Annotated in this window: 19 protein-coding genes; 17 read left to right on the plus strand and 2 right to left on the minus strand. The window is 72.4% G+C overall.

What is annotated here, in order from left to right:
* Positions 1-2 precede the first annotated feature (2 nt).
* From JWQ92_RS11410 to JWQ92_RS11435, 6 genes are all read left to right on the plus strand, one after another.
* Positions 3-557 (plus strand): single-stranded DNA-binding protein, encoded by a 555-nt coding sequence (locus JWQ92_RS11410; RefSeq protein WP_297344580.1) that lies wholly within the window; start codon positions 3-5, stop codon positions 555-557.
* Between the two features lie 165 nt (positions 558-722).
* Entirely contained in the window at positions 723-983 is a 261-nt protein-coding gene (rpsR, locus tag JWQ92_RS11415) for a 30S ribosomal protein S18 (protein ID WP_297344581.1), read from the plus strand.
* A gap of 12 nt (positions 984-995) precedes the next feature.
* The gene (gene rplI / locus JWQ92_RS11420; protein ID WP_297344582.1) at positions 996-1,448 is read left to right on the plus strand and encodes a 50S ribosomal protein L9; all 453 of its coding nucleotides are present in this window, start codon (positions 996-998) and stop codon (positions 1,446-1,448) included.
* A gap of 473 nt (positions 1,449-1,921) precedes the next feature.
* The gene (gene dnaB, locus JWQ92_RS11425) at positions 1,922-3,289 is read left to right on the plus strand and encodes a replicative DNA helicase (protein WP_297344599.1); all 1,368 of its coding nucleotides are present in this window, start codon (positions 1,922-1,924) and stop codon (positions 3,287-3,289) included.
* A 50-nt stretch (positions 3,290-3,339) separates the two neighbouring features.
* Entirely contained in the window at positions 3,340-3,903 is a 564-nt protein-coding gene (locus JWQ92_RS11430; RefSeq protein WP_297344583.1) for a hypothetical protein, read from the plus strand.
* Positions 3,900-4,160 carry a hypothetical protein gene (locus tag JWQ92_RS11435; protein ID WP_297344584.1) on the plus strand — a complete coding sequence of 87 codons (261 nt, stop codon included), beginning with the start codon at positions 3,900-3,902 and terminating at the stop codon, positions 4,158-4,160. Before JWQ92_RS11430 ends, JWQ92_RS11435 begins: the two co-directional genes overlap by 4 nt.
* A 6-nt stretch (positions 4,161-4,166) precedes the next feature.
* On the opposite strand, the gene purB is transcribed toward JWQ92_RS11435, so the two are convergent.
* Positions 4,167-5,552 carry an adenylosuccinate lyase gene (gene purB, locus JWQ92_RS11440; protein ID WP_297344585.1) on the minus strand — a complete coding sequence of 462 codons (1,386 nt, stop codon included), beginning with the start codon at positions 5,550-5,552 and terminating at the stop codon, positions 4,167-4,169.
* A 151-nt stretch (positions 5,553-5,703) separates the two neighbouring features.
* On the opposite strand from purB, the gene JWQ92_RS11445 reads away from it, so the two are divergent.
* Positions 5,704-5,925 carry a hypothetical protein gene (locus JWQ92_RS11445; RefSeq protein ID WP_297344586.1) on the plus strand — a complete coding sequence of 74 codons (222 nt, stop codon included), beginning with the start codon at positions 5,704-5,706 and terminating at the stop codon, positions 5,923-5,925.
* Positions 5,922-7,343 carry a hypothetical protein gene (locus JWQ92_RS11450; RefSeq protein ID WP_297344587.1) on the plus strand — a complete coding sequence of 474 codons (1,422 nt, stop codon included), beginning with the start codon at positions 5,922-5,924 and terminating at the stop codon, positions 7,341-7,343. The genes JWQ92_RS11445 and JWQ92_RS11450 overlap by 4 nt, the downstream gene beginning before the upstream one ends.
* Here JWQ92_RS11450 and JWQ92_RS11455 read toward each other — a convergent pair.
* Entirely contained in the window at positions 7,321-7,737 is a 417-nt protein-coding gene (locus JWQ92_RS11455; RefSeq protein ID WP_297344588.1) for a phage holin family protein, read from the minus strand. The two genes, JWQ92_RS11450 and JWQ92_RS11455, sit on opposite strands and share 23 nt — an antisense overlap.
* Positions 7,738-7,798: 61 nt before the next feature.
* Here JWQ92_RS11455 and JWQ92_RS11460 point away from each other — a divergent pair, with 61 nt between their 5' ends.
* The 9 genes from JWQ92_RS11460 to rpmB all read left to right on the plus strand — a co-directional run bounded on the left by JWQ92_RS11460 (position 7,799) and on the right by rpmB (position 16,021).
* Entirely contained in the window at positions 7,799-8,914 is a 1,116-nt protein-coding gene (locus JWQ92_RS11460) for a histidinol-phosphate transaminase (protein ID WP_297344589.1), read from the plus strand.
* Between the two features lie 62 nt (positions 8,915-8,976).
* The gene (locus JWQ92_RS11465) at positions 8,977-10,089 is read left to right on the plus strand and encodes a thiamine pyrophosphate-dependent dehydrogenase E1 component subunit alpha (protein ID WP_297344590.1); all 1,113 of its coding nucleotides are present in this window, start codon (positions 8,977-8,979) and stop codon (positions 10,087-10,089) included.
* Positions 10,086-11,060, plus strand: coding sequence for an alpha-ketoacid dehydrogenase subunit beta (locus tag JWQ92_RS11470; protein ID WP_297344591.1), 975 nt, complete (start codon positions 10,086-10,088; stop codon positions 11,058-11,060). The genes JWQ92_RS11465 and JWQ92_RS11470 overlap by 4 nt, the downstream gene beginning before the upstream one ends.
* An 11-nt stretch (positions 11,061-11,071) precedes the next feature.
* Positions 11,072-12,367, plus strand: coding sequence for a dihydrolipoamide acetyltransferase family protein (locus JWQ92_RS11475; RefSeq protein ID WP_297344592.1), 1,296 nt, complete (start codon positions 11,072-11,074; stop codon positions 12,365-12,367).
* Positions 12,368-12,627: 260 nt separating this feature from the next.
* The gene (locus JWQ92_RS11480) at positions 12,628-13,542 is read left to right on the plus strand and encodes a zinc ABC transporter substrate-binding protein (RefSeq protein WP_297344593.1); all 915 of its coding nucleotides are present in this window, start codon (positions 12,628-12,630) and stop codon (positions 13,540-13,542) included.
* Positions 13,539-14,333, plus strand: coding sequence for a metal ABC transporter ATP-binding protein (locus JWQ92_RS11485; protein WP_297344594.1), 795 nt, complete (start codon positions 13,539-13,541; stop codon positions 14,331-14,333). Before JWQ92_RS11480 ends, JWQ92_RS11485 begins: the two co-directional genes overlap by 4 nt.
* Positions 14,330-15,184: a metal ABC transporter permease gene (locus JWQ92_RS11490; RefSeq protein WP_297344595.1), complete on the plus strand. Its 855-nt coding sequence runs from the start codon at positions 14,330-14,332 to the stop codon at positions 15,182-15,184. Before JWQ92_RS11485 ends, JWQ92_RS11490 begins: the two co-directional genes overlap by 4 nt.
* Complete coding sequence (locus tag JWQ92_RS11495; RefSeq protein ID WP_297344596.1) at positions 15,181-15,558, plus strand: Fur family transcriptional regulator; 378 nt, start codon at positions 15,181-15,183, stop codon at positions 15,556-15,558. Before JWQ92_RS11490 ends, JWQ92_RS11495 begins: the two co-directional genes overlap by 4 nt.
* Before the next feature lie 226 nt (positions 15,559-15,784).
* Positions 15,785-16,021: a 50S ribosomal protein L28 gene (gene rpmB, locus JWQ92_RS11500; RefSeq protein ID WP_297344597.1), complete on the plus strand. Its 237-nt coding sequence runs from the start codon at positions 15,785-15,787 to the stop codon at positions 16,019-16,021.
* Positions 16,022-16,067 lie beyond the last annotated feature (46 nt).

The raw sequence follows: 16,067 nt of genomic DNA on the forward strand, positions 1-16,067 counted from the left end.
TCGTGGCCGGCGAGACCATCATCACGGTCGTCGGGAACCTGACGAGCGACCCCGAGCTGCGGTACACGCAGAACGGGCTCGCCGTCGCGAACTTCACGATCGCCTCGACGCCGCGCAACTTCGACCGGCAGGCGAACGAGTGGAAGGACGGCGAAGCGCTGTTCCTCCGCGCGAGCGTCTGGCGCGACTTCGCCGAGCACGTGGCGGGTTCCCTCGCCAAGGGCTCGCGCGTCATCGCCACCGGCCGGCTCAAGCAGCGCTCCTACGAGACCCGTGAGGGCGAGAAGCGCACCGCGATCGAGCTCGAGGTCGACGAGATCGGCCCCTCGCTCCGCTACGCGACCGCGCAGGTCACGCGCGCGAGCGGTGGCGGCGGCGGCGGACAGGGCGGCGGTGCTCCCCGCGGCCAGGTCGGCGCCGGTGGCGGCGGCGGCGCCGCTCGGCAGAACGACGACCCGTGGGGCGCACCCGGCACCTCCTCGTCCTCCCCCTCCACCAGCGGCGCCGCCGATGGCTGGAGCGCACCCGGCGCATACGACGACGAGACGCCGTTCTGATGGTCTTCGATCCGTACACGGATCGAAGACGTCGTAGGTGGTCCGGCCGGCCGCGCGTGAGCGCCCGGCCTCCCGTCCACGAGATCGGCTCACCGTCTCGTGCACACAATCCAGGCACACGTACTGCGGTACGTGCAGACGTACTGACGTAAGGAATCCACTGCAATGGCAGGAAAGTCGCGCGGCGACAGCCGCAAGCCGACGCGGGGCAAGGGCGGCAAGCCCGCCGCCCCCGCGAAGCGCATCAAGGTCGGGGTGATCGACTACAAGGACGTCGCCACCCTGCGCAAGTTCATCTCGGAGCGCGGCAAGATCCGCGCACGCCGGATCACCGGTGTCTCCGTCCAGGAGCAGCGGCTCATCGCCCGCGCGGTCAAGAACGCGCGTGAGATGGCTCTGCTCCCCTACTCCGGCTCCGGCCGCTGATCGGGGGCCGACATGTCGAAGCTCATCCTCACCCACGAGGTCTCCGGCCTCGGTTCCGCCGGTGACATCGTCGAGGTGAAGGGCGGCTACGCCCGCAACTACCTCATCCCGAGCGGCTTCGCCGTGACGTGGAGCCGCGGCGCCCAGAAGCAGGTCGACACGATCCGCGCGGCGCGCAAGGCGCGGGAGGCGGCCTCGCTGGAGGACGCCCAAGCGCTGAAGGCGCGCCTCGAGGCCCAGCCCGTGCGTCTCGCCGTCCGCACCGGCCAGGCCGGCCGCCTGTTCGGCTCGGTCTCGCCGTCCGACGTGGCCGACGCGATCGAGGCCGCCGGCCTCGGCAGCGTGGACCGGCGCACGATCCAGTTCGCCTCGCCGATTCGCTCGACCGGCAGCCACGAGGCCTCCGTGCGACTCCGTGAGGACGTCACGGCCACCGTCACGGTGGAGGTCGTCGCGGCGCGCTGAGCGACTCCGCAGCACCCCGAGGGCGCCGCTTCCGATCCGTCGGGGGCGGCGCCCTCGTCGTCCTGCCCGACGCATCAGGGGGCCGGACGTGCCACCCGCAGGGACGTCCCGGATCGACGGCCGAGGGCTACCACGACCGGAAGCCGACACGCCATGCAGATACCTTCGATCATTGGTTGAAGGCAGTTATCCCCAGCGCTCCTGGGGAGAAGCAGAACCCCCGGTCGGCCCGGATTTCCAGGTGCTTCTCGAACTCGGTCGTCCCGAGTTGTCCACAGGTGTTCCACATGGGGACGAGCGTTCTCCGCGCGCGTCGTCCACACCCCTGTGCACAGCTCGTGGATTACCGTCGACGCTCGCCGAGGCGGTGGGGACCGGTGTCGGGACGGGGTGGTACTCCTGGCATCGCGGGGCGCGATCGGGGCGGTCCGCACCGGAGCGGACCGTACGGAGGGAGGGACGACAGCATGTCGATGACGGAGTGGGACGTCGCACCGGACGCCTGGGACAGCCCTGGCGCCGAACGGCGTGAACGCACGCCTCCGCACAACCTGCTCGCGGAGCAGAGCGCGCTGGGTGGCATGCTCCTGTCGACGGATGCGGTCGCCGACGTGCTCGAGGTCGTGGTCGGCGCGGACTTCTACGTGCCGAAGCACGAGGTCATCTTCAACGCCGTCCTCAGCCTCTACTCGCGCGGGGAGCCCACGGACGCGATCGCCGTGGGCGACGAGCTCGTGCGCACGGGTGACGTCCAGCGCGCGGGTGGCGAGTCCTACCTGCACACCCTCACGAACATCGTGCCGACGGCGGCCAACGCCGGCTACTACGCGTCGATCGTCGCCGAGCAGGCCGTGCTGCGCCGGCTCGTCCAGGCGGGCACCCACATCGCGCAGCTCGGCTACGGCGCCGAGGGCGACGCCATGGACCTGCTCAACCAGGCGCAGGCCGAGATCTTCGGCATCGCGCGCGAGTCGGCCACCGAGGACTACGTCCCGCTCACCGACGCCGTCACCGTCGCCATCGACGAGATGGAGGCGGCCGCCGGCCGCGACGGCGAGATGACGGGCGTTCCCACCGGCTTCAAGCAGCTCGACGAGCTCACGAACGGGCTGCATCCCGGGCAGCTGATCATCGTCGGCGCCCGTCCCGCCATGGGCAAGTCCACCCTCGCCCTCGACATGGCGCGGGCGGCGTCCGTGAAGCACCGGATGCCCACCATCTTCTTCTCCCTCGAGATGGGGCGCAGCGAGATCGCGATGCGCCTGATGGCCGCCGAGGCCACCATCTCGATGCAGGACATGCGCAAGGGTCGCCTGGGCGGCGACGACTGGACGAAGATCGCCGCCACACGCGGGCGGATCAACGACGCGCCCCTCTACATCGACGACAGCCCCAACATGAGCCTGGTCGAGATCCGCGCGAAGTGCCGCCGCCTGAAGCAGAAGGTCGGCCTGCAGCTCATCGTCATCGACTACCTGCAGCTCATGACGAGCGGCAAGCGGGTCGAGAGCCGCCAGCAGGAGATCAGCGAGTTCTCGCGGGCGCTCAAGCTGCTCGCCAAGGAGCTCGGCGTGCCCGTCATCGCGCTGTCCCAGCTGAACCGTGGTCCGGAGCAGCGCGCGGACAAGCGGCCGGCACTCTCGGACCTCCGTGAGTCCGGATCGATCGAGCAGGACGCCGACATGGTGATCCTGCTGCACCGCGAGAGCGCGTACGACCGGGACCAGCCGAACCCCGACGCCGACCTCATCGTGGCGAAGCACCGCAACGGCCCCACCGACACGATCACCGTCGCCTTCCACGGCCGCTACTCGCGCTTCGCCGACATCGCCGTGGCGTAATCTTGGCCGCCGTGCTCGCGCCGCGAGGCGTGAGCGGAGGAGGTCGCCCGGTGTCCACCGCGACCCCCGTCGCGCCCAGGCGCGCGTCCCTCACCGCCTTCACCGCGCTGCGGGCCGTGGTCGTCGCCGTGCTCGCGGTGGTCGTGACGTTCTCCGCCGACCACACGCCCGCATTCGGGCTCGCGGTGTTCGGCGTCTTCGCCGTCGCGCAGGGCGCGGTCATCGCCGCAGGCGTCCGCGGATTCGCGGTCTCGCGGGCCGGCCGGCTCCTCGTCGTGCTGCGGGGGGCCGTGCTCGTGGTCGTCGGCGTCCTGTCCGTCGCCATGGTCGGCGGCGCCACCGTCGGCGCGTTGCTGTCCGCCGAGATCGCGGGGTTCCTCGGCGCAGGCGTGCTGGAGGTGCTGTCAGGGCTGCGTCGGGCGGACGCGTCACCCGCGTCTCGCGATCTGATCACCGTGGGTGGCCTCGAGCTGCTCGTCGGGGTGATGCTCGCGATCCTGCTACCCGACTCGATCTTCGCCGTCGGTGTGCTGTCGGCCTGGGGCGCGGTCGTGGCGGTCTACCTCGGCATCGCGGCGGTCTCGATCGCCCGCCGGGAGGGAGCCGTCCGGTGACCTCCCCGACCCGCCGTCAGCGTCTCCGGCCGATCGAGCTCGTCGTCATGGCGGCGCTCGTCGGTGGCTTCGTCGGCGTGGTCGTGCTGATCACGACCCGGGACCTCTCGCTCGCGTCGATCTTCGCCGGCGTCGCGTTCATCGCCGCCCTGCTGCTGCTCGCGATGCTGGCGCTGATCGAGACGTCCGATCCGACGGATCCGTCCGACGGTCCGGTGCTGATGCGCGAGCGGAAGCGCCGCGACCGCAAGGACTGACCGCCCTCAGTCGCCGAGGTGGTCGACGAGTCGCTCCGCGAGGCCCGTGTAGGTGGCGGGCGTGAGTGCTGCGAGCCGGTCTCGCACCGCCGGCTCGAGGTCGAGACCCCGGACGAAGGCCGCCAGGTCGGCCGCGGACACACGGCGGCCCCTCGTGAGCTCCTTGACGAGCTCGTACGGGTTCGACAGACCGCTCCGGCCGGCGGCGATCTCCGCGCGGACCACCGTCTGGATCGCCTCGCCGATCACCTCCTGGTTCGCCTCCAGGTCGGCCGCGAGCCCGGCCACGTCCACGTCGACCTCGTCGAGGCCCCTGGCGAGGTTGGCCAGGGCGACGAGCGCGTGGCCGAGACCGGTGCCGATGTTCCGCTGCGTCGAGGAATCGGTCAGATCCCGCTGCAGCCGGCTGGTGACGAGGGTCCGCTCGAGGGTGCCGAGGATCCCGGTCGAGAGCTCGAGGTTCGCCTCCGCGTTCTCGAACCGGATGGGGTTGACCTTGTGGGGCATGGTCGACGAACCCGTCGCGCCCTCGACCGGCAGCTGCCTCAGCGCGCCGTCGGCGATGTAGAGCCAGACATCGGTGCAGAGGTTGTGGAGGACGCCGTTGACGTGCGTCAGCCGCCCGTACAGCTCGACCTGCCAGTCGTGGGACTCGATCTGGGTCGTCAGCGGGTTCCACGTGAGACCGAGACCCGTGACGAACCGCTGCGAGAGGTCCTCCCAGTCGACCTCGGGCGCCGCCACCACATGGGCGGCGTAGTCGCCGCTCGCACCGTTCGACTTGCCGAGGATCTCCACCGCGAGCACCCCTCGCCGCAGCCGCTGCAGGCGGTGGGCGAAGACGGCGAGCTCCTTGCCCATCGTGGTCGGGGTCGCCGGCTGCCCGTGGGTTCGGGCGAGCATCGGGACCGCGGCCCACGCGTGCGCCTTCTCGACGAGCCGGTCGAGCACCGCGTCGAACGCGGGCAGCCAGACGGTGAGCAGAGCCTCCTGCACGGTGAGCGCGACGGCCAGGTTGTTCACGTCCTCGCTGGTGAACGCGAAGTGCGTGAGCTCGGCGAGCCGGCCGAGCCCCAGTCGGTCGAGGCGGTCGCGGAGGAGGTACTCCACGGCCTTCACGTCGTGCCGCGTGCGCCCCTCGATCCGGGCCAGCTCGGCGACCTCGGCGTCGCCGAACGAGGAGACGAGTGCCCGGAGATCGGCCTGGTCGGTGTCGGCGAGTGGCGCGGTTCCGGCGACGCCGGCGTTCGTGAGGGCGATGAGCCACTCCACCTCGACCTTCAGGCGGGCCCGGTTGAGACCCGCCTCCGAGAGGTGCTCGGCGAGCGGTTCGGTGAGGGCGCGGTACCGGCCGTCGAGCGGCGACAGCGGCTGGGCGGACAGCGGGGGCATGGCTCTCCTCGGAGGCGGGGGCACCCCATTCTGCCGGTCGGCGCGGCGACGGCTCCTCCCCAGGGAGGGGGATCCCGGCGGACCCGCACCCCTGCGGGCGATCCTCGTCACCGTGCCTCCTGCGACGGCAGGCTGCGGGCGGGAGGATCCGATGCTCCAGCCGCCGTCCGGCGCGACCGCCGCGCTCGCCCTCCGCCTCGCCGCGCTGGCGGCCGAGGCCGACGAGCTCCCGTCGCCCGACCCGATGCTCGACGGCTGGGCGTCGGTCGCCGCCCTCGAGTACCAGGCGGCCGTCGCGCGCCTCACGGTCGGACTGCTGCGACTGCGGGCCGCGCTGCACGGCGCCGCGGCGGCGCTCGAGGACGTGCGGTGAGCACACCGGGGATCACGGTCGCAGGCGGCGGATCGATCGCGGTGGACACCCCCGCGATGCAGGCGGCGGCGCGGCGGCTCGACGCGCTCGGCGAGCGGCTGGCGCTGCTGCGCGGCCGGATCGAGGGATGCCTTGCGGATCCGGGCTGGCAGGGCCTGCCCGCGGCCCTGGCGTCGGCGCTGGAGGCCGCGGACCGCGCCAGGAGCACCGCGGCCGAGCTGGCGCAGACCCGTGCGGGCCTGTGGGCGGCGGCCGAGCGCTACGGCGTGGTCGAGCGGACTGTGGCCGGGCTGCAGCAGGGCGTCTGGGCGAGTGGTGCGGCCCTGGTCGGCGCGGGCACCCGGCTGGGCATGACCGTGCTCGGGCCGGGGTTCGTGCTCGTCCCGGCCACCGTCGGCGGACTCCTGCTCGGCTCGGCGGCGGTCGGCGCCGGTCTGCGGGAACTCCTCGCCACCGGCCGCATCGACCCTCAGCTCGATCCGCTGGTGCTCGCCGACCTGCGGCGCGCGCTCTCCTCGAGCGACGATCTCGTGCGCGGGTTCGCGCTGTCCGAGCGTCCGGAGGACCTCGTGCGCGACGACCCCGACTCCCCCTCCGGCACGGCGTCCACGGCGTCCGCGCTCGCCGCGCTGCTCCCGGTGGGGAGCCTGTCGATCGCGCTCAGGACGTCCCTGCTGCCGGGCGCTGTCGAGGGCCCCGGCTCGCTCGCGGGGCTCGGCGAGCGGACCCCCGAGGTCGATCCCGGCGGCACCCAGCTGCGGCTCGAGCGGTATCCCCTGCCGGGCGACCGGTCGCGGTGGATCGTCTACATCTGCGGCACCATCACCTTCTCCCCCGACTCCGGCGACGAGCCCTTCGACCTGCGCTCGGACGTCGTCGGCGTCGACGGCCGGCCCAGCGACTCGGAACGGGCCGTAGCGGCCGCCATGCAGCGAGCCGGTGTTCGCCCGGACGACCCGGTGCTGCTCGTCGGGCACTCCCAGGGCGCGCTCGACGCCGTGCGCCTCGCGCAACGCGGCGCCTTCGACGTGCGGGGCGTCGTGACGCTCGGTGGGCCGACCGGGCAGCTCGAGGTGCCCGCGCACGTGCCGGAGCTCGCCGTCGAGCACGACGAGGACCTCGTCCCCGTGCTCGGCGGGCTCGCCGCCGCGGGCGCGGGGGGCCTCCACCGCGTCGTGATCCGGCGCAGCCTCTACGGGGGCGGGGCCCCGCCCGGGCCGCCCCTCGTCCCCTTCGCGGCCGGGGTGAAGCCGCACGCGCTGACGGCCTACCGGGAGACGTTGGCGCTCGCCGATGCGAGCCGGGATCCCCGCATCACCGCGTTCGAGCGGGGGGTGCGGCCGTTCCTCACCGCGTCCGGCGGCCGGATCGTGCTCGTGCGGGCCGATCGGCGGGTCAGGCCTCCTCGCGACCGCTGAGGGGCCGCAGGAGGAGCCCGATCAGCCAGCTGAGCACGGCCAGCACGAGCGCGCCGACCACGCCCCACCCGAACCCGCCGACCACCAGTCCGAAGCCGATCAGGCCGCTGATCCACGCCACCAGCAGGAACAGGAGCCCGTTCACGACCAGCGAGATGAGCCCGAGCGTGAGCAGGTACAGCGGGAAGGCCACGATGCGGATCGCCGTGCCGAGCACGCCGTTCACGACGCCGAAGAGCAGTCCGAGCAGCAGGTAGGTGAGGACGAGGGCCACCGTGTCGGGGCCGTACGGCGAGACGTGGAGAGCGTCCCGGGCGCCGAACGCCGCGAACACCAGCGTCTCCAGCCAGAGCGCGATCGCGTTCCCGACCACTCGGACGACGAACCGGCGCATGGCACCAACTATGGCAGGGCGGGCCGTCCCGCGATCGACGAGGCTCCTAGGATCGTGGCCCATGAGCGACTCCCCGCCCGTGCGGCTGCGGCCGGAGATCGCCGCGCTCGCGGCGTACCGGCAGGGCCGGAACCCCCCTGAGGGCGGGTTCAAGCTGTCCTCGAACGAGAACCCCTTCCCGCCGCTGCCGCAGGTCGCGGAGCGCGTCGCCGCGGCGACCGCTCTGAACCGGTACCCGGACGGCGCGGCGGCAGCCCTCCGGCAGCGGCTCGCCGATCGGCACGGCGTCGACACCTCCTCCATCCACGTCGCCGCGGGGTCCGTCTCCTTGCTCGCCCAGTTCATCCAGGCCGCGGCAGGCCCCGGGGACGAGGTGCTCCACAGCTGGCGCAGCTTCGAGGCCTACCCCGGCCTCGTCACCGTCGCCGGAGCCACCGGCGTGCGGGTGCCGAACGACGCCGAGGGCGCGCACGACGTGGACGCGATGATCTCGGCCGTCAGCGATCGCACGAGGGTCGTCATCGTCTGCACCCCGAACAACCCCACCGGCGCCGTCGTGCCCCAAGCCGACTTCGACCGGCTGCTCGAGGCCCTGCCCGACGACGTGCTCGTCCTGCTCGACGAGGCCTACCGGGAGTTCTCCACCGGCAGCGGAGGCGCGGACGGCGACCTCGTCGTCGCCGCCCAGCGCGAGGGGCGGCTGCGCAACGTGGTCGTCCTGCGCACCTTCTCCAAGGCCTGGGGCCTCGCTGCCCTGCGGATCGGCTACGCGGTCGGCGACCCCGCCGTGCTCGCCGGCGCCCGATCGACCGCGATCCCCCTGTCGGTGACCGAACCGGCTCAGCTCGCCGCGCTCGTCTCGCTCGACCACGAGGACGCCCTGCTCGAGCGCGTCGACGCGATCGCCCGGCGCCGGGACACGGTCTGGCGTGCGCTCGTGGCGCAGGGCTGGCCCGTTCCGCGGCCCTGGGGCAACTTCGTCTGGCTCCCGGTCCCGGGTGACGCCGGAGAGGCGGCCGAGGTCTTCCACCGCCGGGGGCTGACCGTCCGGGAGTTCGCCGGCGAGGGCCTGCGGGTGAGCATCGGGGAGCAGGAGTCAGTGGACGATCTGCTGCGTGCGGCGCAGGAGGTTGTGGAGTTCCGACAGGCGGCACCTCCGGAGGCGTCGGTACTGTAGGCCCGGGCCGCTTGAGGCCGAGAGCGATTCCGAGCGGTCCTGCGCCCGGGGCGAGGAGTGGCGTGGCGTCGACCGATCCCACCGTCCGGATCATCGGGGACGACGGTGTCATCGCACCGACGGAGGCCGCCGAGCCGTACCTGGAGCGCGCCGCCGCCCTCGACGAGGAACGCCTCGTCGGCTTCCTGACCGACATGGTGCACACGCGTGCCGTCGACGTGGAGGCCGCCAACCTGCAGCGGCAGGGCCACCTGGCGCTCTGGGCCCCGAGCTACGGCCAGGAGGCCGCGCAGATCGGCTCGTCCCGTGCCGCACGCGCCCAGGACGCGATCTTCCCCGCCTACCGGGAGCACGGCGTCGCGCTCGTCCGCGGCGTCGACCCCGTCGACATCGTGCGGATGATGCGCGGCGTCACGCACGGCGGCTGGGATCCGGCCGCGCACGGCAACTTCCGGCCGTACACGCTCGTCATCGGCTCGCAGACGCTGCACGCCACCGGCTACGCCATGGGCATCCGGCTCGACGCGCCGGTCTCCGGGGATCCCGAACGCGACGAGGCCGTCCTCGTCTACTTCGGGGACGGCGCCACGGCGCAGGGCGACACCAACGAGGCGTTCGTCTTCGCCGCGAGCTACCAGACCCCGCAGGTGTTCTTCCTGCAGAACAACCACTGGGCGATCTCCGTGCCGGTCACGCGGCAGTCCCGTACCCCGCTCTACAAGCGCGCGTCCGGCTTCGGCATGCCCGGCGTCCAGGTCGACGGCAACGACGTGCTGGCCGTCTTCGCGGTCACCGGTGCCCTGCTCGACGACGCGCGCGCCGGCCGGGGGCCGGCACTCATCGAGGCGCTCACGTACCGCATCGGCGCCCACACCACGGCCGACGACCCCACCAAGTACCGCACCGACGAGGAGCTCGCGGAGTGGACGGCCCGCGACCCGCTGCTGCGCCTCCGGCGTCACCTCGAGCAGCGCAGCGTCGGCGCGGAGGTCTTCGAGCGGATCGACGCGGAGGCCGCCGACATCGCATCGGACCTTCGGCGCAAGGTCCTCGCGGTCCAGGATCCGCCCCGCTCGCTGCTGTTCGAGCACGTCTATCACGAGCCGCACCCCCTGATCGCGGCCGAGCAGGCGTGGCTGACCGACTACGAGGCGTCCTACGGGGAGTCGTCATGACCCAGCTGCCGCTCGCGAAGGCGCTGAACGCCGGGCTCAGGCGCGCGATGGAGGACGACCCGAAGGTCCTGCTCATGGGCGAGGACATCGGCCGGCTCGGCGGCGTCTTCCGCGTGACCGACGGCCTGCTCGCCACCTTCGGCGAGAACCGGGTGCTCGACACCCCGCTCGCCGAGTCCGGCATCGTGGGCACCGCGATCGGCCTCGCCATCCGCGGCTACCGGCCGGTGTGCGAGATCCAGTTCGACGGCTTCATCTGGCCGGGGTTCGACCAGATCACCTCGCATCTCGCGAAGCTCACCAACCGCCTCGAGGGCCGGGAGCGCTTCCCGATCGTGATCCGGGTGCCCTACGGCGGCCACATCGGGTCCATCGAGCACCACTCCGAGAGCCCCGAGACCTACTTCGCGCACACGCCGGGCCTGCGGGTCGTCACGCCCTCGACCCCGAACGACGGCTACTGGATGATCCAGCAGGCGATCCGCTCGGACGACCCGGTGATCTTCTTCGAGCCGAAGAGCCGGTACTGGCCGAAGGGCGAGGTCGACCTCGAGACGCCGTCGGTGGGGCTGCACGTCTCGCGCGTCGTCCGCACCGGCAGCGACGCCACGCTCATCGGCTACGGCCCGATGGTGAGCGTGCTGCTCGCCGCCGCCGAGATCGCCGCCGGCGAGGGCCGCAACCTCGAGGTCGTGGACCTGCGATCCCTGTCCCCGATCGACTGGGATCCCGTCGTGGCATCGGTCGAGAAGACGGGACGCGCCGTCGTCGCGCACGAGGCGCCCGGCTTCCTCGGCATGGGCGCCGAGATCGCCGCCGGCATCAGCGAACGGGCCTTCTACTCGCTCGAGGCGCCCGTCCTCCGCGTGGCCGGCTTCGATGCGCCCTATCCGCCTGCGAAACTCGAGAAGCTCTACCTGCCCGACGCCGACCGCGTGCTCGACGCGGTCGACCGCACCCTGGCGTACTAGGAACGAGGCTCATGTCCATCTCTCGGTTCGCCCTCCCGGACGTCGGCGAGGGCCTCACCGAGGCGGAGATCGTCTCCTGGAAGGTCGCGCCCGGTGACGAGGTCTCCGTCAACCAGGTGATCGTCGAGATCGAGACGGCCAAGTCGCTCGTCGAGTTGCCCTCGCCGTACGCCGGCCGCGTCGACGCGCTGCTGGTCGCCGAAGGCGACACCGTCGCGGTCGGCACCCCGATCGTCGCGGTCGCGGCGACCGGCGAGGAGCAGCTCACGGGCCAGCTCATCACCCCCGCGCAGGCGGCGCTGCCCACCGAGCTGGAGGTGCGGGAGCACCCCGAGCCCCAGCAGTCGGGCGCAGTGCTCGTCGGGTACGGCACCGACGTGCACGCGAAGAGCCGCCGCGGCGGCCGTCGCGGCACGGGCGCGCCGCTGCCACCCGTGCGCCGGGCCGTTGCCGCGCCCGCCAAGCCGCCCATCCGCAAGCTCGCGAAGGACCTCGGCGTCGACCTGGCCCGTGTGCTGCCCACCGGTGCCTCCGGCGAGGTCACCCGCGAGGACGTGCTGCGCAGCAAGGAGCAGGTCAGCGTCTTCCACAACACCGAGACGCCCGCGTGGCCCGACACCCGGGACGAGCGGATCCCCGTCAAGGGTGTCCGCAAGGCGATCGCGGCGGCGATGGTGCGCAGCGCCTTCACCGCCCCGCACGTGAGCGTCTTCGTCGACGTCGACGCCACGCGGACGATGGAGTACGTGCGACGGCTGAAGGCCTCGCCCGACTTCGCGAACGTGCGCGTCTCCCCGCTGCTGCTGATGGCCCGGGCCGTCATCTGGGCCGTGCGCCGCAACCCGAGCGTCAACTCGACCTGGACCGACACCGAGATCGTCGTGCACCACTACGTGAACCTCGGCATCGCGGCCGCCACCCCTCGTGGGCTCATCGTGCCGAACGTCAAGGACGCCCAGGCGCTCTCCATGCGCAACCTCGCCGGCGCGCTGGAGCACCTCGTCGTCACCGCTCGTGACGGCAAGACGCAGCCCGCCGACATGGCCGACGGCACCATCACCATCACGAACCTCGGCAGCTACGGCATGGACACCGGCACACCGATCCTCAACCCCGGTGAGGTCGCGATCGTCGCCCTCGGGACCATCCGTCAGCGGCCCTGGGTCGTCGACGGCGAGGTCGTGCCCCGTCACGTCACGACCGTCGGCGCGAGCTTCGACCACCGGGTCGTCGACGGCGACGTCGCCAGTCGCTTCCTCGCCGACGTCGCCAGCGTGCTGGAGGAGCCGGCGCTGTTGCTCGACTGAGCGTGGAGCGCTCAGTCGAGCAACCGTGCTGATGGTCTTCGCTCCCGTTCCACGGATCGGCTCGCCGTCAGGATCCGCGCCAGCGGCCGGATTCCCGCTCCCTGGCTCGGGTCACCGAGCGGGCGACTGGTTGCGCCCTGCGGGCGCTCGGACGTGCGATCGGCGGGTGGCGTAGGAGAGCGCCGGTCTTCTCGCTTCGGGGAACCAGGGGTTCTGGGGCGATTTTGACAATCGTTCTCAGATAGCCCTACGGTCGGGGTGTGAACGGCGGACGCAGGGGCATCGGGGTCGTCACCGTCGCCGCAGCGGTCTCGCTCCTGCTCGGCGGGTGCGCCGGCGGCTCCGCGGTCGCGAACGACGGGCGCACGAGCGACGGGCGCATCGTCGTCGTCGCCTCCACCGATGTGTGGGGGAGCGTGGTGCAGGAGATCGGCGCCGGTCGTGTGCAGGTCACCTCGATCGTCGACAGCCCGTCGAAGGACCCGCACGAGTACCAGGCGACCGTCCGAGACCGGCTCGTCGTCTCCCGTGCGGCCGTCCTCGTCCAGAACGGCGGCGGCTACGACGACTTCTTCGGACGGCTGACCGACGGCACCGGGGGAGCCCTGATCGACGTGGCGGGGCTCACCGGCAGGGACGCCACCGCGCCGGGTTTCAACGAGCACCTGTGGTACGACCTCCCCACCGTCGATCGGGTCGCGGATGCGGTCAGCGCGGTGCTGCAGCGGAAGGACCCGGGGCACCGCGCCGACCTCCGTGCGGCTCTGGCCCGGTTCCACGCGGCGACGGCCGGGCTGGCCGGCGAGGAGGCGGCCGTTCGCCGGGTCGCCGTGGGCCGCGGCGTCGCCATCACGGAGCCCGTGCCCCTGTACCTCACCGCGGCATGCGGCCTCGTGGACCGCACGCCCGGCGCCTTCGCCTCGGCCGTGGAGGACGGCCGGGACGCACCGCCCGCCGTGGTGCGCACGCAGCTGGCGCTGCTGCAGGACCGGCGCGTCGCGCTGCTCGCGGTGAACGAGCAGACCGAGGAGCCGATGACCGACCGGGTCGTGTCGGCCGCGCGGGCCGCGCACGTCCCTGTGATCGGCTTCCGGGAGACGTTGCCGGCCGGAACCGGCTACCTGGCGATGTTCCACGCGGAACTGACGGCGCTCCGATCGGCGGTCGGAGCATGACGACGGCGGTGTCCTTCCGCGACGCGGCCCTCGGGTTCTCGGGCAGGACCCTCTGGCACGGGCTCGGCCTCGATGTGGAGCCGGGCGAGTTCCTCGCGGTGCTCGGTCCGAACGGGTCCGGCAAGACCACCTTGCTGAAGGCGGTGCTCGGGCTCCAGCCCCTGTCGCAGGGCGGGCTGACGGTGCTCGGCGAGCCGCCCCGAAGGGGGAACCGCCGTATCGGCTACATCCCCCAGCAGCGGCTGCTCGACGCGGCCACCCCCGTTCGGGGGGTGGATCTGGTGCGGTTCGGCGTGAACGGCACCCGGTTCGGCCTCCCGCTCCCCCGGCGGCGCGACCGCGAGCACACGGCGGAGCTCGTCGCCGCGGTCGACGCCGGCGGCTACGCCGACCGGCCGGCGGCGCTGCTCTCCGGGGGCGAGCAGCAGCGTCTGCGCGTCGGTCAGGCGCTCGCCGACGACCCTCCGCTGCTCCTGTGCGACGAGCCGCTCATCTCGCTGGACCTCGCGAACCAGGCCGCGGTGAGCGCGCTCATCGACGGGCACCGCCGTGCGCGGAACGCCGCGGTGCTCTTCGTGACGCACGACGTGAATCCGGTGCTCGACCTCGTCGATCGCGTGCTGTACCTGGTCGAGGGCCGATTCCGTATCGGCTCACCCCGGGAGGTGCTGACCTCGGAGGTGCTGTCGGAGCTGTACCGGACCCACATCGACGTGGTCCGGGTGCACAACCGCATCGTCGTCGTCGGGGCCGGTCACGAGGAGCACGAGCATCCGGGGCGGCGGGCATGAGTCCCCTGTTCGACTTCACCGACTACGGCGCGCTCGTCTCCCTCGTCTCCTCCTCCCTGATCGCGGGAGCCCTGCTCGGCGTCGTCGGCGGCCTCGTCGGTGTCTTCGTGATGGCCAGGGACCTCCCGTTCGCGGTGCACGGGATCAGCGAGCTCTCCTTCGCCGGCGCGGCGGGGGCGCTGCTGGTCGGGGCGGACGTCGTCACCGGCTCCATCGTCGGCTCCTTGATCGCCGCACTCCTGATCGGGCTGCTCGGTTCGAGGGCCCGGGAGCGCAACTCGGTCATCGGGGTGCTGATGCCCTTCGGTCTCGGGCTCGGGATCCTCTTCCTCGCGCTCTACCCGGGCCGCAGCGCCAACCGGTTCGGGCTGCTCACCGGCCAGGTCGTCTCGGTGGACACCCCGCAGGTCGTCGCGCTGAGCGCGGTCGCCCTCGTCGTGCTGGCCGCGCTGCTGCTCGTCTGGCGTCCGCTGCTGTTCGCGAGCGTGGACGAGGACGTCGCGACGGCCCGCGGCGTGCCCGTCCGCACCCTGTCGCTCGTGTTCATGGTGCTGCTCGCGCTGACGGTGTCGATCGCCGTGCAGACCGTCGGGGCGCTGCTCGTCCTCGCGCTGCTCGTCACGCCGGCCGCGGCCGCGCTGCGTGTCGCGTCCGATCCGCTCGTCGTCAGCCTCCTCAGCATGGCCTTCGCGGTCGTGTCGATCGTCGGCGGCATCCTGCTCGCGCTCGGTGCCGCCATCCCGATCAGCCCGTACGTGACGACCATCTCTTTCGCGATCTACCTGGTCTGCCGGGGAATCGGACACCGTCGGCGACGGATCCGGACGGCGGACGTAGGCTCTCGGCCGTGAAGCGGCAGACCTGGCAGCGGGCAGCGGTCCGCGAGGCGCTGACGGCCCGCGAGGGCTTCGTCAGCGCCCAGGACCTGCACACGGCGCTGAAGGCGGGCGGCTCCCCCATCGGACTGGCGACCGTGTACCGGGCGCTCGCCGACCTCGCCGTCGACGGCGACGCGGACAGCCTGCAGTCGAGCGACGGCGAGAACCTCTACCGGGCCTGCATCTCGCAGGGGCACCACCACCACCTGATCTGCCGCTCCTGCGGTCGCACGGTGGAGATCGAGGCCGACGCGATCGAGCAGTGGGCCGCCCAGGTGGCCGCGGCGAACGGATTCCGCGAACCCCGGCACATCGTCGACGTCTTCGGCACCTGCGCGAGCTGCTGACCGCCGTGGTGGGGACCGGCCTGCGGTTCCGAGGACATCCGTGGCCGAGCGGGCATGGCGGCCCACCGGGTCCTGAGAACGGCGGTGGGATGGACGGGCGGCGGCGTCGTGTAGGCTCTTCCCTCGGCCGCGTCGCGGCAGTGGGCGGCTCCACCCGGACCGTCCGCAGACAAGTGATCTTGGGTGGGCCGGCGCTCGTGCGCCCGCTCACGGTAGAGGAGGAACCGTGGCAGCAGTCTGCCAGGTGACCGGAGCCGGACCCGGCTTCGGGAACACCATCTCGCACTCGCACCGGCGCAACCGTCGCCGTTTCGACGTGAACATCCAGAAGAAGACGTACTTCGTGCCGTCGCTCAAGCGCAGCGTCACCCTCACCGTGTCCGCCAAAGGCATCAAGGTGATCGACGTCCGCGGCATCGAGAGCGTCGTGAAGGACATCCTGGCCCGCGGGGAGAAGATCTGATGGCCAAGCAGCAGGACATCCGCCCCATCATCAAGCTCCGCTCGAC

The sequence above is a fragment of the Amnibacterium sp. genome, assembly GCF_025463795.1.
In the GTDB taxonomy this organism is placed as follows: Bacteria; Actinomycetota; Actinomycetes; order Actinomycetales; family Microbacteriaceae; genus Amnibacterium.